The organism is Brevibacillus sp. M2.1A (assembly GCF_013284355.2).
Lineage (GTDB): Bacteria > Bacillota > Bacilli > Brevibacillales > Brevibacillaceae > Brevibacillus.
The window spans coordinates 3,297,023-3,318,280 of record NZ_JABSUY020000001.1; the positions used below are offsets into that span (position 1 = coordinate 3,297,023).

The window sequence follows — 21,258 nt, forward strand, 5'->3', positions numbered from 1 at the left end:
TGAATGTTTGGGGGTGCTTGTATGATTCATATGACCACAATCGGCAACATGTTAGACGACACAGCTAGTAAGTATCAGGAAAAGGAGGCTCTGGTTTATCACGAACGAGGGCTTCGCTATACGTTTGGAGAATTTCAAGCGATATGCAATCAGGCAGCGCGGGGATTTATGTCTCTTGGCATTCAAAAAGGGGATAATATCGCGATTTGGGCGACCAATGTGCCTGAATGGGTGATTTCGCAATTTGCCACAGCGAAAATGGGTGGAGTGCTGGTAACGGTTAATACGAGTTACCGGGTGCATGAACTGGAATATTTGCTGCGTCAATCAGAGTCGACGACGCTTCTCTTAATGGATTCCTATCGCGATGCGAATTATCTTGCCATGATTCAGGAGATTTGCCCGGAGTTACAGACATGTGAACCTGGAGCGTTACAATCCAAAAGGCTTCCGCATTTAAAAAATGTCATCTATCTAGGGAATGAGCGACAACCTGGAATGTTTTCGTGGAGTGATTTGCTCGAGCGTGCTTCACGGGTCACCGAAGAAGAGCAGATGGCACGCCAGGCGACGCTTTCACCTGATGATGTTATCAATATGCAGTATACATCCGGCACGACTGGTTTTCCAAAGGGAGTCATGCTGTCGCACGTCAATATCGTCAACAATGCCATCAAAGTAGCGGAATGTCAGCGGCTCGGGTTAGAGGATAAGGTGTGCATTCCGGTTCCGTTTTTCCACTGCTTTGGCTGTGTGATGGGGACCTTGGCATGTGTGGCGACAGGTGCAACGATGGTTCCAGTCATCGCCTTTGATCCCGGCGTTGTACTTGCGGTTGTGGAGGCCGAACGCTGCACAGCACTGTACGGTGTGCCTACGATGTTTATTGCCGAGCTGAACCATCCGACGTTTGCCGAGCGAGATCTCAGCTCGCTGCGTACAGGCATCATGGCTGGTTCTTTATGCCCGATTGAGGTCATGAAGAAGGTCGTCGATCAAATGGGAATCCGTGACATTACGATAGCGTACGGTCAAACGGAAGCTTCTCCTGTCATCACACAGACTGTACCAGAAGATTCCCTCGAGCGAAAAGTATCCACTGTCGGTCGTTTGCATGCAGAAGTAGAAGCAAAAATCATCGATCCAGCGACAGGTGATATTTTGCCGCCAGGTGTACAAGGCGAACTGTGTACGCGAGGATATTTGGTTATGAAGGGCTATTACAATATGCCAGAGGAGACAGTCAAGGCCATCGATCACGAAGGCTGGCTACATACCGGAGACTTGGCAACCGTCGATGAAGAAGGCTACTATCAGATTACAGGCAGGCTTAAAGACATGATCATACGCGGAGGGGAAAATATTTATCCTCGTGAAGTAGAAGAGTTCCTCTATACACATCCAAAAGTGCTGGACGTCCAGATAGTAGGTATACCGGATGCCAAATACGGAGAGCAGGTATTGGCGTGCATTCGGGTAAAGCCCAACGAGACGTTGTCCGAGGATGAGGTGCGGGATTATTGCGAAGGGAAAATTGCTCATTACAAAATACCCCGTTACATACAGTTTGTAGACGAATATCCGATGACCGCTTCCGGTAAAATACAAAAGTTCAAGCTGCGGGAGCAAGCGTTACAGCTGTTTGGACAAAGCAATTCAAATCATACGGGAACTGCATAGGATGAGGTTCAAGCGCTAGGGAGATGCTCCTGGCGCTTTTTTAGATAGTTCTTTACTTTCGAGCAACTCTTGACTAAGATAAGTGGAAATCAAAATAGGAGAGGTGCAGCCAAGCATGGAAATCAGATTTTTGGGACCAGAAGATGCAGAAGAGTTGGTAAAGATTAGACTGGAAGGGCTGCAAACAGATCCAGACGCATTCGGCTCTACCTATGAAGAGGCTATGCAGGTATCGATGGAAGAGTGGCGGCAAAGACTTTCTCAAGGGGATTCAGGCGATAGCGGCTATTTTGGTGCATTTGTGGAAGGACATCTGGCTGGCATCATCGGTTTTTTCCGCCACCGAGGGCTAAAAGCGAGACACAAAGCTTCTATCATCTCGATGTACGTTCGTGAAGTCTATCGCGGGACAGGTGTCGCACAAGCGCTCATGCAGGCAGAACTTGCCTACTTAAAGGAGCGGGGAGATATTGATACGGTACAACTCGCTGTCGTTACGACCAATCCGGCTGCCATTCGTCTTTATGAGAAAATGGGCTTTATTCCATATGGGTTAGAAAAGCGTGCACTGAAAAATGGCGATCAATACTTTGATGAGAGCCACATGTATATTCTTTTATAGAACATGAAAAAAGCGAAGGCTCACATTAGCGGATGCCTTCGCTTTTTCTATGCGCTACGCTATGGATGGAAGCTTATCGGCTTGCCTCGTATGCAGCGATCTTATCTTCATACTGCAACGTAATTCCAATATCGTCGAGACCATTCAGCAGGCAGTAACGACGATAGGCGTCTACCTCGAACGGGTAGGAGAGACCTTCACTGTCACGAACAACTTGTTCTTGCAGATCGATGGTCAGCTGGTAGTTTGGCTTGTTTTCGGCACGGTTGAACAGCTCATCGACTTGCTCTTCACTCAACTTGATCGGCAGGATGCCGTTTTTGAAGCAGTTGTTGTAAAAAATGTCCGCAAAGGATGGAGCTATCACACAGCGGAAGCCATAATCAAGGAGTGCCCATGGCGCATGCTCACGAGAGGAGCCACAGCCAAAATTGTTGCGGGCAAGAAGGACAGTAGACTCCTTGTATGCAGGCGTATTCAGAATGAACGAATCGATGGGCGCACCATCGACAGTAAAGCGCCATTCATAGAACAGGAATTGACCAAAACCGCTGCGTTCAATGCGCTTCAAGAACTGCTTAGGGATAATTGCATCCGTATCTACGTTTACACGATCGAGTGGGGCTACCACTCCGGTGTGGATGACAAATGGATTCATTGGAAGACCTCCTTGCTAGCGTTCTCGTTTTTCCATTCACGAACATCTACGAAGTGACCTGCGATAGCTGCTGCTGCCGCCATTTCCGGGCTGACCAGATGTGTCCGTCCGCCGCGTCCTTGACGTCCTTCGAAGTTCCGGTTTGAGGTAGAAGCACAACGCTCACCCTCGGACAGGATATCCGGGTTCATTGCCAGACACATGGAGCAACCAGATTCGCGCCAGTCAAAGCCAGCTTCTTGAAAAATGAGGTGCAAGCCTTCTTGCTCAGCGAGCTGCTTAACTGCCTGAGAGCCAGGAACGACCATCGCGTGTACGGAAGGGGAGACCTTGCGTCCTTTTGCCACTTCGGCTGCCTTGCGCAAGTCTTCGATCCGACCGTTTGTACAGGAGCCGATAAAGACGCGATCGATTTTGATTTCGCTCATAGGAGTGCCAGGGGCAAGGTCCATGTACGCCAGAGCATCCTGGGCCGCTTTGCGCTGTGCGGCTGTCTCGAATGACTCAGGACTTGGAACAGTGCTCGTAATGTTCGTCCCCATACCAGGGCTCGTTCCCCATGTCACTTGCGGTGCGATCTCAGCTGCCTCGATTTCTACACAGGCATCAAACACAGCGCCTTCGTCCGTGCACAGCTCTTTCCAAGCCTCAACAGCTGCAAGGAAATCTTCCCCTTGCGGAACATAACGCTTGCCTTTCAGGTAATCAAACGTAGTCTGGTCAGGAGCGATTAAGCCAGCACGAGCGCCACCTTCAATCGTCATGTTGCATACCGTCATGCGTTCTTCCATGGTCAGGTTGCGGATCGCAGCACCTGTGTATTCTACGACGTAGCCAGTTGCAAAGTCAGTTCCGTATTTTGCGATAATCGCCAAAATTAAATCTTTTGCACTGACACCGAATGGCAGGTCGCCGTTTACGCGTACTTCCATCGTTTTTGGTTTGGATTGCTGCAAGCATTGTGTTGCGAGTACATGCTCCACCTCACTGGTACCAATACCGAAGGCGAGGGCACCAAATGCTCCGTGAGTGGAGGTGTGGCTATCACCGCAGACAATTGTTTTGCCTGGATGTGTGAGTCCGAGCTCAGGACCAATGACGTGGACGATCCCTTGATCCGGGCTGTTCAGATCCGCGAGTGTAATCCCGAACTCCGCACAGTTCGCCGTCAAGGTTTCCATTTGTTGACGAGAAATTGGATCCTTGACATTAAAACGGTCAGCAGTCGGTACGTTGTGGTCCATGGTTGCGAAGGTAAGCTCTGGACGGCGTACTTTGCGGCCAGCCAAGCGGAGTCCTTCAAAGGCTTGCGGCGAAGTCACCTCGTGAACCAGGTGCAGGTCGATATACAAAAGGCTCGGCTTGCCTGCCTCTTCGTGAATAACGTGATTGTCCCAAATCTTTTCAAACATCGTACGGGCTGTCATCATGTTTTCCTCCTTCGTTCAAAAACTCTTAACAAGGTTGTAACATGGCAAAGAGAATAGTTCAAAGATATAATAATTATAAGAAGGATAGTTTTTGCCTATCGGGAGGTCTATATGGAGTTACGACAAATTCGTTATGTACTTGCTGTTGCGGAAGAACGCAGTTTCTCCCGTGCAGCCAATCGATTACATTTGGCCCAACCGTCGTTGAGTCAACAAATTGCGAAGCTGGAGAAAATACTCGGTGTCAGCTTGTTCCATCGCTTGCCGCAGCACGTAGAACTGACTGATGCGGGCCAACGCTTCATACAGGTGGCGCAAACGCTCGTCGACATGTCAGAGGGGCTGGAGAGGGAAATGCGCGCTTATGCCGTAGGTGAAAGTGGCAAATTGTTAGTCGGAAGTTTACCGATCACAGGGGCGTACGTGCTTCCAAGGGTGTTGCCTACGTTTACACAGCAATTTCCAGGTGTCGAGCTGCAATTGATGGAGGAAACGTCGAGTCATTTGGAGCAGCTACTTGTGCGGGGGAAAATTGACGTCAGTCTATTAACCATGCCCATTAGTGATCCGTCTCTGGAAATCATCCCCGCAATCAACGAAGAAATCTTTTTGGCGGTACCAGCCAATCATCCGCTCGCGAAACGAAAAGAAGTCGATCTCGCGGAGGTAGCCGATCAGCCTTTTATCCTGTTAAAAGAGGGGCAAGGCTTCCGCACGATCTCGCTTCGGCTCTGTGAGCAGGCGGGATTCCGACCGCGAATCGTGTTTGAGAGCTCAAACATCCAGACGGCTCAGTCACTTGTTGCAGCAGGCATGGGGTTGTCGTTTGCACCGAAAATGATTACACTCGCACCCGGAACGATCGAACCGCCAACTTATGTTCGGATAAAAACAAAACCTTCACGCACACTCGTCGTGGCGTATCGTAAGGACAAACCGCTGTCACGCCCGGCTGAAGCGTTTGTACGATGTCTCATTGAGCAGGGTGGAAAAATATAAAGGCAAACAAGAAACCCAGTCGCCGCAGTCATTTGCGAACACTGGGTTTTTCATCTTGCGGTTTTGTATCTTGAACAAGTTCGGAAAAGACGACGAGCCTTTGAGCGTGTTCCTGTGTTTTCTTGTTAAATTTGCCGGAGCAGGTAATCAAATTCAGATGGGAGCTCTCAGCCTTCCCAAAAATCTGATCGATGGGGGCCTCGGCTGTCTGGAAGCTTTCTACTTTGCGAACCTGGAAGGTTAGCGTCCTTCCTTTTGCTTCACGCACTCTGATTTTGTCGCCGGGCTTTAGTTTTTTCAGATGGTAAAAAACAGCTGGACCCGTATAATGATCAAAATGGCCGGCGATCACTGCATTCCCCTTCATCCCGGGCTTTGTCCATGGCGCCAAAATACCGACGCGATCAAAAGCCTTTGGGACGTCCATTTGCCCATTCGGTAAAACGCCAACCGGTTCTACACGAGTTTGAAGGTTCAGTTTTGGAATATGTAGAAGGGTTGGCATGATTCCGTCTGGAAGAGGAGGGGCAGGAAGGAACGTCGGTTGAGGGGGCAGCGAGGGACCATAAACGGTAACCGTTTGTTTGATATGAATGGGCCCTGCTGGTTTTTGTATGGTACTTGCAATTTTTGGAGCTTCGACAGGTTCTTTAGTTGTATGGCCGCAACCAATTGTAACCAAACTAATGAATAGTAGGGACCCGAGCAGTTTTTTCATAGGCTGCAAAGAAAAGGGGGAAGCTCCCCCTTTAATTGCTTGCTCCACCCATACCGGTTTTCGGCATAGCCTTGATATGCACTTTGCCTTTATGTGCCTTGGTTTTCATATGGTGAGCTTTGGTCTTCATATGATGCGCTTTTGTTTGTACCTTGTGGTGTTTCTTGTGACCGTCATGAGTCTCAGCAGATACAGGAATTGCAGTAGTTACCAAGCATGCAACCATCAACAAAGCAGCGAATTTCTTCATGAGTCACCTTCCTTAAAAATTATTGGCTTACAACCAGTAGGATTTCCGTTTGCTCGTTTGTTAGTGATGGCAATTGTTTCTCCTAAACGTCCCAAACAGCCCACACCTGTGGTACACTATTTCCAAATCATTCTGGGAGGAAGATAACATGAGAGAAATTAAGACAGAAGCTGAGTTCGAGCAAGTAATCGCAGCAACCAAGCCAGTCATCGTCAAATTCTTCACGGATTGGTGCCCAGATTGTCATCGGATTGATCCATTCATGCCTGCCGTGGAGGAAAAATACAAAGAACAGCTGGATATGATCGAAGTCAACCGGGATACTCTCCCGGACCTGTCCGAAAAGTACGATGTCTTCGGGATTCCAAGCTTTATTGCGTTCCATAATGGAAAAGAACTGGTTCGCTTCGTAAGCAAGCTCGGAAAGAGTCGTGAGGAGATCGAGCATTTCCTGGACCGTGCTATTCAAGTCAGTAAAGGTCTCGAGCAAGCATAATTGCATGAACATCGAACAGGGAGATAGACAGAAATGTTATTCATGAAAAAAGAAGGGGAATGGCTCGTTGCTCATTTACGAGACAATGACGATGCTATCCCGATTGGGAACCTGCTGCGCGAAGTGTGGAAGCTGCCTCGCAAGCAGGTCCATCTTTTATTCCAAAACAAAGAAGTGCTGCTGGACGGTGCACCTGTTGCTCAGCATGTTGCTGGAAAAGCAGGGCAGGAAATTCGCCTGCGGATGTGCAAGCCTGAGCCATTGGGGCTCGATCCGGCCAGTGAAGCACCGGAGATCTTGTACGAGGATGATCATTTGCTCATCGTGAATAAGCCGGTTGGCCTTCTGTTGCATCCGACCGAACGCTATCATCATGTGACGTTGGATCATCTTGTGTCGGGGCACTTTTTCCGTACGGGTTTGGAGGCAAAGGTCCGTCATGTCCATCGACTGGATCAAGATACGTCAGGCGTCGTCCTGTACGCAAAGCATGCGTGGGCCTCTGCACTTTTAGATGAAATGCTGCGTGAACGCACAATCAAGCGTACATATGTCGCGTATGTTTCGGGGCAAATGCCCAAAGAGCGCGGAAAAATTAATGAACCGATCGGGAAAGATCGGAACCATGGGACCCGCAGAAGGGTCACACCTAACGGCGACCCAGCGATTACCCATTATCAGGTGAAAGAACGTTTTCAAACAGCTACGAAAGTAGAATGTCAATTAGAGACCGGGAGAACCCATCAAATTCGCGTTCACTTCAGTCATATTGGGCACCCGCTTTTAGGGGATGAACTGTATGGTGGCAAGCTTGAACTCATTAAGCGACAAGCTCTCCACGCAGCAGTGCTCAAATTTGTGCATCCATTCGGAGGAGAAGTCATCGAAGTTATGGCTCCGTTGCCACTCGATCTGTTTCATTTGGAAAAGAAGCTGAGATAATCGCCATTTGACGACGGACTGAATAAACTGCCAAGGAGGAAACGAGAGAGGGTGGTCTTTTGAAACGACCCATAATCGGCATCTTGACTTGGCGGGAAGGCAAACGTTTTGCAGAGCCAACCTATTTTCGGCGACTGCTCAAGGCTGGACAAGAACTGGGCTGTACCGTTTTCCTGTTTTCACCAAACGATGTACTTGGAGCCGGCAAACAGGTGAGAGGGTATGTCCCGGGGAAGAGTGGCGGCTGGCAAGCAAGGATATTTGACCGTCCAGACGCTGTTTTCGACCGATACCGCTATACACCGACACAATCGTTTAAGAACTATGTGGCCTTTCGGCGGACGAGTAATTTTTTGTACGCAAACAATCGCTTGGCAAACAAATGGCGTGTACATGAGGTGCTACATCGGGACCCCAGAATGCATCGGTGGCTTCCGGAGACGCACCTGTACAACCGACACAGCTTGGCCAACATGCTAGGCAAGCATCCATTGCTCTACGTAAAGCCACTCAATGGAACAGGGGGACGAAACATCCTGTCCATTGAAAAGCGTGGCGACGAACTTCGACTGCTCGGCCGGAACAAGCAAAGGGCGAAAGTGTCCACAGTAGTAAAAGACAAAGCCGCTGCCCAGAGATGGGTAGATCGTTGGACGAGACAGGAGAAATACATCGTTCAGCAAGGGCTTCGTTTGCAGTTGGTTCCTTCGCGGGCAGTAGACATGCGTCTCTTGATTCAAAAGAATGGGCAGGGAGAATGGAGCATTACAGGCCATGGGATTCGCGTAGGTCCAGAGCGCAGTGCCACCTCTAATCTGCATGGCGGCGGAAAAGCGATTCCTGTATCGGTATTTCTCCGACCGAGGTTTGGGGAGGAACGTACCGCGCAGATCGTGCATGATTGCGAGCAGCTCGCTTTTCAAACAGCGGAAACCCTCGAGGATCATTTTGGACGGATGGTTGAATTTGGACTAGATATTGGCATCGATGTAGAGGGGCGCGCGTGGCTGATCGAAGTGAATCCCAAACCAGCTCGGGAAATTTTCCGGGAGATGGGGGCAATGGAGCAGTACAAGGATGCCATTACTCGCCCGCTTGAATACGCCATCTACCTAGCCAAAACACAGGGACGCGAAGGTCGCGAGCCACTGTTGAAGAGAAAAGTCGCCAGAGGATAGTGTGAAAAAGGAACAGCGGCAGCCAGGGACAATGTATGAAGCCAGTCCTCGTCTGCCGCTGTATTTCTAGGTGGAGATGGAAAGCGGTAATTGCAATTTGCTCGGGATGTCAGGGGCGAAATCGGGTGTATGAATAACAGAAAAAGAGTATCCTTCCCGGACGAATGTAAGCTCATGAGCATCCGAATGGAAGAGGACGTTACTTTTTTCAAAGCGCCTCCGCACCTTTTGCAGGAACGTTTGGTCAGGCGTTCCAAAAGTCACGTGCATTTTTGGTGGTAGCGCTTTCATCGCGATGGGAATCCAAGGCCTTTTTTTCCATGTGGCTACGATATGTGCCGTTCCCCCGATGACGAAGTTAAAAATTTCGCCATCCTCGTAAGTTTTCAGGCTTAGATTCGATTTTAGCCATTGCGTAAAAACAGGCACACTTTCTACGGGACAGCCCACTTCCCGTAAATACAAAATGTGCAGGGGAGTGGATGGCATAATGACCTTTTCTGACACATAGTCGTGGGCAATAATCTCAAGAAGATTCCCGTCTCCATCGCGGAAATACAGGTTCATCCGTCCTTTTTCCTGATCAATGTCATGCCCATCCTCCCATCGAACAATCAACAGACCAGATTCTCTGATCTTTTTCGCTGATTCATGAAAAAGGGTATAAGGCACTTGAAAAGTAATATGGGCGGGGGAGATTGGTTCATACACTTCATCAAAGGTTAAACGAAAATCGGGTGTGACTTGAAACGTAATCTGTTTGTCTGATTGAGACAAAATTGGAAAACCGAGACGGTCTGCGTAAACCTGGTGAACTCCTTGGATGGACACCGTTCGTAAGGTTAATTTAGAAAAGTGCGTAATCACCTGCCATCACCTTTTCCTATAAAAAGATAACATAATATAAATTATGTATACTCATTCGGTTCACACTGTTGCTAGACAATCTTCTCAAATATCTTGGGAGAGGCGAACCATATCTATCACCTGAATCCCGTTTTCGTAAATCTCTTCTTCATAATGCCGCAAGAAAAAGTCCCGATCGATCCAATTCATGCGAAATCCACACTTTTGATACAGGGCGAGCTGACTCACACTAGAATTCCCTGTTCCGACCTCGATTGTCTTATAACCGAGAGATTTGGCTACTGCTATGGAATGAAGAACGAGCTTTTTGCCAATGCCCTTGCCATGATAGGCTTCATCGACTGCAACATTCACGAGTTCAATCGTATCCGGTCTGGTTGGTATCAAGACGTAGACACCTACGATGCTCTCCTCCAGAACAGCGACATAGCAATGACCTCTTTGTAAATAATCCTCCACCAATCTGACAGAGGGGTCAGCCAATAAGAGTAAATCCATTGGTGGTTGTTCCTGTGCTGCAAGCTTGCGAATTTCCATCCGTGTTTCTCCTCCGATTCAAGTTGTCACTGGCTTTTGCAATGGAGCTGTTTCGTAGTTGACAACCAGGTTCTTTTCGTACGTAAAGATATGCCGACAAGGTTCAGCATCTTCCAACATGTATGGTAAAAATATGGGAAGGTTTTCTGGGACGCCAGCATTGTCAGGGTCCAAGATCCACGCTAGCTCTTTCCAGTCAAGGATGCCTTCTTCCACTACCTGTGGAGTTTGAGAGCGCTCGTAGTCTTCCGGAAGATGAGCGAGAAATGCATACATACCGCCTGTTTCAACTCCATCGACCAGCCAAGAGACAATTCCTTTGTAGCAAGCGGTTTCTAGTAAAATGCCCGTCTCTTCCCGAACCTCGCGAAGGACACTGTCCAGTGGAGTCTCTCCGTGCTCCAGCTTACCGCCTACGCCATTCCAAAGCCCCATTAACGGTGATTTGTTGCGATTCAGCATGAGTATTCCATTTCTATGTTTGAGAAAGCATATGGTATAGCGATACATGTTATCCCTTTCCTTTTTGTTGCAGTCGACTTCTTTAACACGACCATTGTATCAAATGAGTGCAATCATCAGTTATTTTTATTTGGTTTTCCAAAAGAAGTTTTGTAATATTTCGTTATAATAACAAAGAAGAGTGGAAGGATGAATAGGGGGTTCGTTCAAGATGGGAAACAATGAAAAGGTAGAAGGGCTAACAATAGAGGAGTGGAAAATGAAATATCCGCTTCTCCATAACATGATGGAGACAGAAGAAGTTTTCTGGACGAACCCATGCTATGATGAGATCGCAAAAGCAACACTCTCCGTTTCGCCAGAGGAAGTCCAGGATGCAGAAGAACGCTTGCGGCGTTTTGGCTCGTTCATTCAAGTGGCTTTTCCCGAGACGAAAGAATCTGGCGGACTAATCGAGTCTCCACTTGTACCGATTAAAGAGATGCAAAAGTACCTGGAGTCTCGTTTTGCATTGAATATACAGGGGAATCTCTGGTTAAAATGCGACAGCCATTTGCCTATTGCAGGGTCGATCAAAGCGCGTGGCGGTATCTACGAGGTGCTGGCACATGCAGAAGAATTGGCTCAAAAGCACCAGATGCTGCAACCGGACAATGATTATGCTATTTTGGCCTCGGAAGCGTTCCGCGAACTATTTTCCCGTTATTCCATTGCAGTAGGCTCGACAGGAAATCTCGGTTTGAGCATCGGGATCATCAGCGCAAAGCTCGGTTTTCAAGTCACCGTACACATGTCAGCAGACGCTAAAGTATGGAAAAAGGAATTGCTGCGGGCAAAAGGGGTCCATGTAGTTGAATACGCATCGGATTATGGGAAAGCGGTGGAAGAGGGCAGAAAGCAGGCGGAGGCCGATCCGAATTGTTATTTCATCGATGATGAGAACTCCAAGCGTCTATTCCTCGGCTATGCGGTAGCAGCCGGACGATTAAAGAAACAGGTAGAGGAGCAGCAGATTACAGTTGATAGCGATCACCCGCTGTTTGTCTACCTGCCGTGTGGGGTAGGGGGAGGTCCTGGCGGTGTGGCGTACGGATTGAAGCTTATCTACGGAGACAATGTTCATTGCTTTTTTGCGGAACCTACTCATTCTCCCTGCATGCTACTAGGTTTAATGACAGGACTGCATGACAAAGTTTCCGTTCAAGACTTTGGAATCGATAACAAGACAGAGGCGGATGGTCTGGCTGTTGGGCGTCCTTCTCGATTTGTAGGAAAAATGATGGAGGACTTGCTGAGTGGCGTGTTTACAGTGGACGACGAAGAGCTATATGCTTTGTTGCGTGCCTTGCGCGATCACGAGTCCATTCGATTGGAGCCGTCCGCATTGGCTGGAATGCCAGGACCTGTTCGATTGTTTCAGGAGACAGGACGTCATTATTTGGCAAAGCAAGGTCTAATGGAAAAAATGAAAAAAGCGACCCACATCGTATGGGCGACGGGTGGGAGTATGGTGCCTGGTAATATTCAAGAAGAATATTATGCGAAAGCTCTGGGTGAGAATGGAAAAAGATAACACGTTGCTTGTGAATACATAATATTTATTATGTCAACTCGATTCTATTTTCACATTCTTGCCTTATTCATAAGCATCGAAATGTTGCAGAAAGCCCGGAGCACTTCTCCGGGCTGTTGCTCATTCATTTCAAAGTCTTCTGGGTCTTGAAAATAATAAACGTTGGTCTTCTTACTTCTGAAATCTGATGCGGTTGCAAGCGGAGTCCTTCTGACGTGCAGGTTGGCTCGATGATCTCTTGCAGGGTAAGTCCGGCTCGGATTAACGTATTGACGGCAGTGGACATGGAGCGGTGGTAAAAAAGGGCCTTTCTGCCGTTCATCATGTACATTTCACGTTCTCCATCTTCCAGGTAGTTGTCCAAGGGCCAGAAATGCTTCTGTCCTTCTTCGTCGCGTACCCAGCCCTCGACCTTTTTGCGAGCGGTAATATGCGGATGGAGGGTAGAGTAAACGAAATGTCCTCCGTTGCGCAAGGCGCGGCTTACTTTGTTGATCACGTGCTCATAGTCACGAACGTAGTCCATGACGAGAGAGCTCGTTATTAGATCGTAGTCATGATCAGCAAGCGCAATGTCCTCCAGGGACCCATGCAGATATCGAATGTTTCTATGACTGTTATTCGTTTGCGCATACTCCAGCATATTGTGGGAGAGATCAACACCAATCACTTCACGTGCTCCTTGCTCCACACAGTACCTGGCAAACTGTCCGCCACCACACCCGAGGTCGAGTACACGCAATCCTTTTAGGGAGGGGAGGCATCCGCGAAAGGCAGGCTGTTCGATAATGTCATTCTCCGATTGACCGGACAGACGCAGTTTTTGATAGTCCTGATAAAAATCCGGTTGATCGTACAGATTTTGTTTCATCCTCTATCACCCGTTTCCAATTTTTCTCGGATTCCCTATTATGGATAAAGGATGATCATGATGTCAATTATTCGTTTAAAACGATTGAAAATGAGAGCAGGAGTTTGCTTTTTTTACGAGAATTAGTGAGAGACAACCCATTTTCGCGATTCCGTCCGCTTTGCTGTGACGGTTTTTTTCTGTAAGAAGATTTGGTTTCGGTATTTTTGGGCGAGACTGAAATCGAAGGAGGGATAGACGTGGACCAAATACTTCAACTGATCAAAGATTACTGGCCGATTGCGCTAGGTATCATAATCATCATCATGGCTGCCCAATGGGTGGTGCGAAGTATCATTCGAATCATTTCGCTTGCAGCTATTATTGGTGTTGTGCTCGTGTTGTTTTTCCAATTCAGTCCTGAAGAAGTGATCCAAATGGGACGCCAGGCAGCCGTAGCGACACAGGAAGTCGTCGATAAGACGATTACTCCGGTATTGGACAAAGAGCTTAAGGATGCGGATATTTCTTTCAAGGAAGATGGCACCTATGAAGTGAAGACAACGAGTATTCGTATCGTAGGGAAAAAAGGCGAATCCAAAGCGACTGTTTATTACAAGGATGAGGAATGGGAAGTAAATATCGGTCAATTGAGCAAGCTGTTCCAGGACCGACTCGGTAAAGCGGAGCAAGAAAGCAAGACCATGTAGAAAAAGAAAAACGCATGGGGCCAAAAAGGTCTCATGCGTTTTTTGCTGGATAGGAGAGTACTTCCTTTACACGGTAGTCATACTCGGCGCTACACGCAGTCGAGTTGCTTGCTCATAAGCGTAGGCCAGGCGAAGAAGAGTAGGTTCCTGGAATGCCAAGCCAGTCAGCATGATGCCAAATGGTTTGCCAGCGGAAGTATAGCCAGCCGGAACCGTAATCGAAGGGTAACCAGCTTTGGCCGGGATAGCATAACCAGTACTGCCCGGGTACAAAAGGGCATCGAGTTTGTGCTCTTTCATGACTGCATCAAGGCCTTGTTTCTGTGACATTTCCAAATCGAACAGGCGATTAGCGAGATATTCAGGCTCTGTCAACGTACCACTTGTTTGCTCGGATTCTTCCAGCAGCTCTTGCCCATATAGCAGTGCTTGTTCCTCATGTGCCCGATTAAAAGTGATGACATCCTGTAAGGAGCGAATCGGGTAGGAGGCGGGTAAGGTTTTTAAGTATGCATTTACCCCAACCTTGAATTCATGTACGAGAACATGGATGTCCCAGTTGGCATTTTCTGTAGGAATGGTAACCGAATCTATGACAGTTGCACCAGCCTCTTTGAGCTTTTCTATAGCTGCTTCGTACAAGGCCATTTCTTCTTCTTCACACTCAGCCAAAAAACTGGAGCGTACAACGCCGATGCGCGCCCCCCGCAATCCATCTGCATCGAGGAAGGGGAGGTAATCGGGATGACTTAGACCTTCGCTTTTTCCAGTTACCGGATCATTTACATCGATACCAGTAAGCGCGCCAAGCAAAATAGCTGCATCTGTCACGGTTCTCGCCATGGGTCCGGCTGTGTCTTGGCTATGTGAAATCGGGATGATACCCGAACGGCTAATTAAGCCAACAGTAGGCTTGATTCCCACAAGAGAATTGTGCTCGGCTGGGTGGAGAATCGACCCGGAAGTCTCTGTGCCGACTGCCACAACGGCAAAACCTGCGGCAATCGCAGCAGCTGAACCGGAGCTAGACCCGCCTACATCGAGTACGCCAGGGCCGTATGGGTTCAACACTTGTCCACCGCGAGAGCTGTAGCCATCGGGCATATTATAGGAGACAAAGTTAGCCCATTCCGTTAGATTTGTTTTTCCTAAAATAACGGCGCCCGCCTCTCGGAGCTTTGTCACAACAAATGCATCCGCTGAGGCAAACGAATCAGCCAAAGCTAGGGCTCCAGCTGTCGTGTGCATCTTGTCAGAGGTCGCAATGTTATCCTTGATCAGTACAGGGATTCCATGAAGCGGTCCGCGACTGCCTGACACCGCTCGTTCCCGATCCAGTGACTCTGCGATCGCCAGTGCATCTGGATTTAGCTCACAAATGGCATTGATTCGGATGTCTTGTTTGTTGTAGGTGGCAATCCGCTGTAAAAAGGCGAGGGTAAGTTCCCGGGAAGTCGTGGTTCCAGCTGTCATTGCAGCTTGCCATTCGAGTATGCTCGTTTCATGAATCTCTGACATAATGTATCCCCTTTTACGAATGATTTGATTTTTATTATAGTACCAAATTCAGGTAAAGGGAAAGAGAGGGGAGTGTGAGCCTTTTGCCAATAAAAAAACAAGCTGACTCTACGAGAGAATCAGCTTGTCTGTGTTCGTACTATGCGTTTGATCCAGTGGCTTGCAGCTTCGCATTTTCTTCCGCTTCTACATAACGGTTGCGAGGGTGCTCACGGCATTCATCGGAGCAAGAACGCTTGAATTTTGTTTCGCATTCTGTGCAGCAGAAGTGCTGTTTGTTACAGAATGGGTTGGCGCAGTTTACATAGCGGTCTTCCACAGTCCCGCAGTAATGGCAACGGCCAATGACGACGTCTTCTTCTGTATGGTTGATCGGCACAGAGATGCGCTCGTCAAACACGTAGCATTTTCCATCCCACAGGCGTCCTTGGACCTCTGGATCTTTTCCATATGTGACAATTCCGCCCTCAAGGTGGTAAACATTTTCAAAACCTTGTTGCAGCAATATACCTGTCAGCTTTTCACAACGAATACCGCCTGTGCAGTAGGTGAGGACTTTTTTATCCTTGAATTGGCTCATGTTTTCACGAATCCACTCAGGGAACTCACGGGATGAATCCACTTCTGGGCGAATCGCACCACGGAAATGTCCCAAATCGTATTCGTAGTAGTTGCGACCGTCAAGGATCACGACGTCCTCTTCCTGCATCATTTCATACCATTCTTTTGGTTTCAGATAGGTGCCGACTAATTTATTCGGATCAACATCCTCTTCCAAACGCCAGGTTACAAGCTCTTTTTTCGGTCGCACAAACATTTTTTTGAACGCATGTTCTTCCGATTCATCTATTTTAAACCACATATCACTAAAACGTGGATCTTTTCGCACATATTCCATGTAGGCGTCGGTTTGCTCGATCGTCCCGGATACGGTTCCATTAATGCCTTCCGGAGCTACGATAATCCGCCCTTTCAGCCCGTTATCCTTGCAAAATTGCAGGTGCTCGGCTGCGTACTCCTCATAATTTTCAATAGGAGTATACTTGTAATACAACAAAATGCGATATGGTTTTTGTACTTGCAAGGTACAATTCCACCTTTCTTTTCAATTGTGATTTTAGATGCAACGGTGATTATACCACATTCCATTGTTAAAAGCGCTGAAAAAGAAAGGGATTTGTGAGGTTTTTATGAAATTCGGTGCTTCTTGCTGGAAGTGGATGCATCCTGTACACTATGAATGGTATTCAGCCGACAGGCTATAGAGGAGAGACGATTACATGAACATGACAAATGAGCGCCTGGTCACACAGGTGAAAATTAAAAAGCTCCACCAAGACGCCGTGATCCCAGCGTACGCGAGAGCAATGGACGCGGGCTTTGATCTGGTCGCGGTAGAGGATACATTGATTGCCCCAGGACAATCTGCAAAGGTTCCAACAGGCTTGGCTTTCGCGCTTCCAGAAGGATTTGAATTGCAAGTGCGCCCTCGCTCCGGGATCAGTGCAAAAACAAAGCTGCGGTTGTCCAATGCACCAGGGACTGTTGATGCAGGCTATCGCGGTGAAGTATGCGTCCTGATCGATAACATTCGAATCGCATCCGGAAAAAGTGGCAAGGTATGTCTGGGCGCGGGCGAAAACGAAGTAACCGTTGAACAAGAAGTCGATGCACATAGCTACTTGATCAAAAAAGGGGACCGGATCGCACAGGGTGTGATTGCAATCGTTCCAGTTGCGCAGTTCGAAGTAGTGGATGAGCTGGATGAGACGGAAAGAGGAGCGGGCGGCTTCGGAAGCAGTGGTATCAAGAGCTAATTCTATCGAGTAAAAATACAAGACCCCTGATCATCAGCCGTGTCAATGGACTTGAGCTGATGCGTCAGGGGTCATTGTTTTAATCAAGTCCTCATCCTTTGGCGGATAAAAACTGGTCAATTCTCGATAGGTCGTCAGCCGTCAGTGAACGACCATCCGCTTTGACGAATACGCAAGGTCCATAGACCCAGTCTAAAAAACCATCGGACGTGATGGGGAAATTGTTCGCTTCCACTCCGCGAGCATCTTCATTCACGACGAGGGAGATTCCCTCCAGATGGTCATCTTCCACTACCTCATAGTCACCACCCACCAGCTCCTGCAATTCATCCGTCCCATCGATTTCTCGGACAACTGCATTTTCATGCGGAAGTTTTATGTACACCGTAGTCAAGCGCAATCACTCCTTCTGACACCCATCATACCGTATAAACAATGAATTGGGCGATAGGGGAGCGGATGCCTGCTGGTGTGTTGGTTATCCTATGGTTGAGAATTGAAGAAACGACTGTATTGATACTTTCAGCTTGAGGGGACATGCTGATGATATTCGTGACCGGAAAACTGTATTGGCCAGAAACATTGCCAGCGCCACCCCTATATCCCGCGCTGACCGAGGACGTGAAGTGTGATGTTCTGATCATTGGTGGCGGTGAAGCAGGAGCACTCGTTTCCTATTATTTGAAACAGCATGATATGGATGTCATCCTCGTGGATAAACGGCAGGTGAGTGGGGGCAGCAGCAGCGCTAATACCGGTTTGCTGCAAATATGCAACGATAAAACGTTGACAGCCTGCATCCATTCGTTCGGTGAGAAAAAAGGAGTGCGTTTTTACGAACTAACACGACAGGCTGTTGATGAATTGGAAAAAATCTCAGGGCAGCTAAACCAATCTCCCGATTACATAAGGCGTGACAGCTTGTATTATGCCAGTGAACCAGCTCATGCAAAGAGCTTGCGGACAGAGTTCCAGTTATTGAAGAAGTACGGCTTTCCAGTCACGTATTTGGAGCGTTCAGATATAGAGCAGCGATTCTCCTTTTCGAAGGCAGGGGCTATTTTGTCCAAGGGAGATGCAGAGCTCAATCCGTACAAATTTGCCAACGGTGTGATCGCCCACTCTGTGAAAAAAGGGATGCGCGTATATGAAAACACGGAAGTCGTGCATCAAAAAGTGCAGGATGGAGGACTTTTGGTCTATACAAAAAGTGGGCACACAATCAAGTGCAGGCGTGCCGTGTTTGCTACTGGCTACGAAGCACAAAACATGAAACGCAATGCCAACGCTGTGATTTCCAGCTCGTTTTCCATCGTGACCAATCAAGTCGAAGAGCTTACGGGTTGGCCGCATGCCTGTTTAATCTGGGAAACAGCTCGTCCCTATTTGTATATCCGTACTTGTTTGGAAGGGAGAATCATTGTCGGAGGACTTGATGAGCCGTTGAGAGACTTGCAAAAGAGAGAGGCCTCCAGTCTCAAGAAGCGGGATCAATTGCTGGCAAAGATTCAAGAGTTATTTCCACAGATTCCGATGCGAGCCGAATATTATTGGGGAGCGACTTTTGTTGGAACACATGACGGACTCCCGCTGTTTGGGGAGCAGGAGGGCTATCCGCATTGCTTGTTCACACTAGGTTACGGAGGGAACGGAACCGTTTATTCCACGATCGGCGCGCAAATCATCAGTGATCTAATTACAAAAGGAAGCCATGCGGACGCAGATCTCTTTGCTTTTGACCGGGGGAAATATGCCAGTGCCACAGTCTGATCGAAACAAGCTTTCCCAATTTAAACGGGAAGGCTTGTTTTTTTGAATAGGCCATGTTAAATCCTGATGTTGATTTTTACGATAAGAAAACCGCCTCGTTGAAGAGGCGGCTTATTTAGCTATCGTATATTTCAGTTAATTTAAACGTCGCTTATTTATTACCGAGTTGTTCCGCCAATCCAATTAGAAGTCCATCTTTTCCACGAATGTAGCAGAGCCGATAGGAGTCCTCGTACTGAACCACTTCGCCAACGAGCTGAGCACCATACTTGGTGAGTCTGGATACCATTTCGTCAATGTTTTCAACAGCGAACATGACGCGTAGATAACCGAGGGCATTTACTGGAGCAGTTCGGTGATCTGATATGGTAGGTGGGGTGAGAAATTGAGAAAGTTCAAGTCGGCTGTGGCCATCTGGGGTAACCATCATAGCAATCTCTACACACTGTGAACCCAGCCCGGTTACGCGACCAGCCCATTCACCTTCGACAGTAGCTCGCCCTTCGAGCTTCAAGCCGATCTCCTCGAAGAAAGAGATTGATTCATCAAGGGATTCTACAACGATGCCAACATTGTCCATTCTTAACAATTTGTTTTTTGCCATAGTTTTATCTCCTTATGTGAACAAATTTTTAACATCTGAGCAGAAAGCCGAAGTTTGTCACTCGTGTCGGTCACAGAAAACAGACATGATATCACCAACATATTTTTCTTATTCGATGCTGTATCCTCATATTCCTTGCTGTCAAAGTACCGAAACCAAGCCAAATAATGTTGCAATATCCACTTTTTTAAGCGGCTGTGGTAGCTGTTTGCGTTTTGGATATGGTACACGGTGCTGCTCACCCTCATTACAGAAAGATAATTCGTTTCTATCCACTATCAACAACAATGCTTAACATAGCCTTTTGAAAAAATCAGAACGGGCGGGCCCAAATTTGCTGGATAGGCGAATAACATTTGAACGTGGCCTACCTGCCTAGCATAGGGTAGATGGAAATATCGTTGACAGGAATGAAAAGGCAGGTATAATTTCAATAACAGAGTATTCCGAGTAAATTACTATAGATTAAAAGAGGAGTGAAGGTGAGCTGTATGAAAACCACGAAAGGCAAGGTCCAGACGATCCTGAAACGCGTAGGTATCGTTGTTATGGCGGCTGCAATGGCTGGCTGCTCGGCTGCTGCACCAGCAGAAACTGGTAGTGGAGCGGGGAGCAGCAATTCTATGGTAGAGCTGCTCAATGTTTCCTACGATCCTACGCGGGAGTTTTACCAAGATATCAACAAGGAGTTTGCCTCAGAGTGGCAACAAAAGACAGGTCAAACAGTGACGATCAAGCAATCACATGGTGGTTCAGGCAAGCAATCCCGTTCCGTCATTGATGGATTAGAAGCAGATGTAGTTACCCTCGCCCTTGCCTATGATATTGACGCGATTGCCGAACGCGGTCTGATTCCGGCTGACTGGCAAAAGAAGCTCTCAGACAACAGCTCGCCTTATACTTCCACGATTGTGTTTCTCGTGCGCAAAGGCAATCCCAAGCAAATCAAAGATTGGGATGATTTGATCAAGCCTGGAATCTCCGTAATCACTCCGAACCCGAAAACGTCTGGGGGAGCCAGATGGAATTACTTGGCTGCCTGGGGTTACGCCTTGAAGACAAATGGGGGAGATGAAGCGAAGGCACAAGAATTCGTAGCACAATTGTTTAAAAATGTCCCCGTTCTCGATTCTGGGGCACGTGGTTCGACTACTACGTTTGTCGAGCGTGGCATTGGGGATGTGCTGATTGCATGGGAAAACGAAGCGTATCTCGCGGTCAATGAGCTTGGGAAAGACAAGTTTGAGATTGTAAATCCGTCCGTGAGCATTTTGGCTGAACCGCCTGTCACCCTCGTTGACAAATACGCTGACAAACACAAGACAAAAGAAGTAGCAGAAGCATACCTCCAGTTCCTGTATACCAAAAAAGGCCAAGAGCTCGCAGCCAAGCATTACTATCGCCCTCGTTCGCAGGAAGTACTCAAGGCACATAAACCCGCATTCCCTGACATTCAACTGTTTACCATTGATGAGTTGTTTGGTGGCTGGACGAAAGCACAAAAGACTCATTTTGCAGATCAAGGCGTCTTCGATCAACTTTATAAACCATAGACCTACACTTTCCTCAGAGGAGTT

The 21,258-nt window shown here is 47.9% G+C and carries 23 protein-coding genes and 1 pseudogene; 11 read left to right on the forward strand and 13 right to left on the reverse strand.

All coding sequences use genetic code 11. The features are described from left to right. Positions 1-21: 21 nt before the first annotated feature. Both HP567_RS16350 and HP567_RS16355 read left to right on the forward strand, forming a co-directional pair. A complete protein-coding gene (locus tag HP567_RS16350) occupies positions 22-1,680 on the forward strand; it encodes an AMP-binding protein (RefSeq protein ID WP_173609457.1) in 1,659 nt (552 codons plus the stop codon). Between the two features lie 115 nt (positions 1,681-1,795). Beyond that, complete coding sequence (locus tag HP567_RS16355; RefSeq protein WP_173609456.1) at positions 1,796-2,302, forward strand: GNAT family N-acetyltransferase; 507 nt, start codon at positions 1,796-1,798, stop codon at positions 2,300-2,302. A gap of 73 nt (positions 2,303-2,375) precedes the next feature. Here HP567_RS16355 and leuD read toward each other — a convergent pair whose 3' ends face one another. Together leuD and leuC are read right to left on the reverse strand one after the other, a co-directional pair. After that, positions 2,376-2,960 (reverse strand): 3-isopropylmalate dehydratase small subunit, encoded by a 585-nt coding sequence (gene leuD / locus HP567_RS16360; RefSeq protein WP_173609455.1) that lies wholly within the window; start codon positions 2,958-2,960, stop codon positions 2,376-2,378. Further along, complete coding sequence (leuC, locus tag HP567_RS16365) at positions 2,957-4,387, reverse strand: 3-isopropylmalate dehydratase large subunit (RefSeq protein ID WP_173609828.1); 1,431 nt, start codon at positions 4,385-4,387, stop codon at positions 2,957-2,959. Before leuC ends, leuD begins: the two co-directional genes overlap by 4 nt. Before the next feature lie 114 nt (positions 4,388-4,501). Here leuC and HP567_RS16370 point away from each other — a divergent pair, with 114 nt between their 5' ends. Then, positions 4,502-5,389, forward strand: a complete 888-nt coding sequence (locus HP567_RS16370; RefSeq protein WP_173609454.1) for a LysR family transcriptional regulator — start codon at positions 4,502-4,504, stop codon at positions 5,387-5,389. A gap of 28 nt (positions 5,390-5,417) precedes the next feature. Here HP567_RS16370 and HP567_RS16375 read toward each other — a convergent pair whose 3' ends face one another. Together HP567_RS16375 and HP567_RS16380 are read right to left on the reverse strand one after the other, a co-directional pair. Further along, a complete protein-coding gene (locus tag HP567_RS16375) occupies positions 5,418-6,107 on the reverse strand; it encodes a class F sortase (protein ID WP_173609827.1) in 690 nt (229 codons plus the stop codon). A gap of 31 nt (positions 6,108-6,138) precedes the next feature. Further along, on the reverse strand, positions 6,139-6,357 hold the full coding sequence (locus HP567_RS16380) for a hypothetical protein (protein ID WP_173609453.1): 219 nt from the start codon (positions 6,355-6,357) through the stop codon (positions 6,139-6,141). A 148-nt stretch (positions 6,358-6,505) separates the two neighbouring features. Here HP567_RS16380 and HP567_RS16385 point away from each other — a divergent pair, with 148 nt between their 5' ends. From HP567_RS16385 to HP567_RS16395, 3 genes are read left to right on the forward strand one after another with little or no spacing between them, the layout of a single operon-like run. Further along, positions 6,506-6,853: a thioredoxin family protein gene (locus HP567_RS16385; RefSeq protein WP_173609452.1), complete on the forward strand. Its 348-nt coding sequence runs from the start codon at positions 6,506-6,508 to the stop codon at positions 6,851-6,853. 33 nt (positions 6,854-6,886) lie between these two features. Next, the gene (locus HP567_RS16390) at positions 6,887-7,795 is read left to right on the forward strand and encodes an RluA family pseudouridine synthase (protein ID WP_173609451.1); all 909 of its coding nucleotides are present in this window, start codon (positions 6,887-6,889) and stop codon (positions 7,793-7,795) included. Positions 7,796-7,854: 59 nt separating this feature from the next. Beyond that, positions 7,855-8,973 carry a YheC/YheD family endospore coat-associated protein gene (locus HP567_RS16395; RefSeq protein WP_173609450.1) on the forward strand — a complete coding sequence of 373 codons (1,119 nt, stop codon included), beginning with the start codon at positions 7,855-7,857 and terminating at the stop codon, positions 8,971-8,973. 66 nt (positions 8,974-9,039) lie between these two features. Here HP567_RS16395 and HP567_RS16400 read toward each other — a convergent pair whose 3' ends face one another. The 3 genes from HP567_RS16400 to HP567_RS16410 form a co-directional block, all read right to left on the reverse strand. Beyond that, on the reverse strand, positions 9,040-9,840 hold the full coding sequence (locus HP567_RS16400; RefSeq protein WP_173609449.1) for a VOC family protein: 801 nt from the start codon (positions 9,838-9,840) through the stop codon (positions 9,040-9,042). Positions 9,841-9,924: 84 nt separating this feature from the next. Next, positions 9,925-10,377: a GNAT family N-acetyltransferase gene (locus tag HP567_RS16405; RefSeq protein ID WP_173609448.1), complete on the reverse strand. Its 453-nt coding sequence runs from the start codon at positions 10,375-10,377 to the stop codon at positions 9,925-9,927. Positions 10,378-10,395: 18 nt separating this feature from the next. Then, complete coding sequence (locus HP567_RS16410; protein ID WP_173609447.1) at positions 10,396-10,887, reverse strand: NUDIX hydrolase; 492 nt, start codon at positions 10,885-10,887, stop codon at positions 10,396-10,398. Between the two features lie 163 nt (positions 10,888-11,050). On the opposite strand from HP567_RS16410, the gene HP567_RS16415 reads away from it, so the two are divergent. Further along, positions 11,051-12,412: a D-serine ammonia-lyase gene (locus HP567_RS16415; protein ID WP_173609446.1), complete on the forward strand. Its 1,362-nt coding sequence runs from the start codon at positions 11,051-11,053 to the stop codon at positions 12,410-12,412. 124 nt (positions 12,413-12,536) lie between these two features. On the opposite strand, the gene HP567_RS16420 is transcribed toward HP567_RS16415, so the two are convergent. After that, the gene (locus tag HP567_RS16420; protein WP_173609445.1) at positions 12,537-13,283 is read right to left on the reverse strand and encodes a class I SAM-dependent methyltransferase; all 747 of its coding nucleotides are present in this window, start codon (positions 13,281-13,283) and stop codon (positions 12,537-12,539) included. 239 nt (positions 13,284-13,522) lie between these two features. Between HP567_RS16420 and HP567_RS16425 the strand changes: the two genes are divergently transcribed. Next, a complete protein-coding gene (locus HP567_RS16425; RefSeq protein WP_017248186.1) occupies positions 13,523-13,972 on the forward strand; it encodes a hypothetical protein in 450 nt (149 codons plus the stop codon). Positions 13,973-14,038: 66 nt separating this feature from the next. Here HP567_RS16425 and HP567_RS16430 read toward each other — a convergent pair whose 3' ends face one another. Continuing rightward, positions 14,039-15,490 carry an amidase family protein gene (locus HP567_RS16430; protein ID WP_173609444.1) on the reverse strand — a complete coding sequence of 484 codons (1,452 nt, stop codon included), beginning with the start codon at positions 15,488-15,490 and terminating at the stop codon, positions 14,039-14,041. A gap of 139 nt (positions 15,491-15,629) precedes the next feature. Further along, a complete protein-coding gene (trhO, locus tag HP567_RS16435; RefSeq protein WP_173609443.1) occupies positions 15,630-16,574 on the reverse strand; it encodes an oxygen-dependent tRNA uridine(34) hydroxylase TrhO in 945 nt (314 codons plus the stop codon). Positions 16,575-16,770: 196 nt separating this feature from the next. On the opposite strand from trhO, the gene dut reads away from it, so the two are divergent. Then, positions 16,771-17,307 (forward strand): dUTP diphosphatase, encoded by a 537-nt coding sequence (gene dut, locus HP567_RS16440; RefSeq protein ID WP_173609442.1) that lies wholly within the window; start codon positions 16,771-16,773, stop codon positions 17,305-17,307. Positions 17,308-17,398: 91 nt separating this feature from the next. Here dut and HP567_RS16445 read toward each other — a convergent pair whose 3' ends face one another. Then, positions 17,399-17,692, reverse strand: coding sequence for a DUF3846 domain-containing protein (locus HP567_RS16445; RefSeq protein ID WP_229088217.1), 294 nt, complete (start codon positions 17,690-17,692; stop codon positions 17,399-17,401). A 158-nt stretch (positions 17,693-17,850) separates the two neighbouring features. Between HP567_RS16445 and HP567_RS16450 the strand changes: the two genes are divergently transcribed. After that, on the forward strand, positions 17,851-19,077 hold the full coding sequence (locus tag HP567_RS16450) for an NAD(P)/FAD-dependent oxidoreductase (protein WP_173609440.1): 1,227 nt from the start codon (positions 17,851-17,853) through the stop codon (positions 19,075-19,077). 151 nt (positions 19,078-19,228) lie between these two features. Here HP567_RS16450 and HP567_RS16455 read toward each other — a convergent pair whose 3' ends face one another. Both HP567_RS16455 and HP567_RS16460 read right to left on the reverse strand, forming a co-directional pair. Continuing rightward, positions 19,229-19,681 carry a VOC family protein gene (locus tag HP567_RS16455; protein ID WP_173609439.1) on the reverse strand — a complete coding sequence of 151 codons (453 nt, stop codon included), beginning with the start codon at positions 19,679-19,681 and terminating at the stop codon, positions 19,229-19,231. Between the two features lie 94 nt (positions 19,682-19,775). Continuing rightward, a pseudogene (locus tag HP567_RS16460) lies at positions 19,776-19,911 on the reverse strand (IS1595 family transposase); the annotation flags it as partial. A gap of 261 nt (positions 19,912-20,172) precedes the next feature. On the opposite strand from HP567_RS16460, the gene HP567_RS16465 reads away from it, so the two are divergent. After that, positions 20,173-21,234, forward strand: a complete 1,062-nt coding sequence (locus tag HP567_RS16465) for a sulfate ABC transporter substrate-binding protein (protein ID WP_173609438.1) — start codon at positions 20,173-20,175, stop codon at positions 21,232-21,234. Positions 21,235-21,258 lie beyond the last annotated feature (24 nt).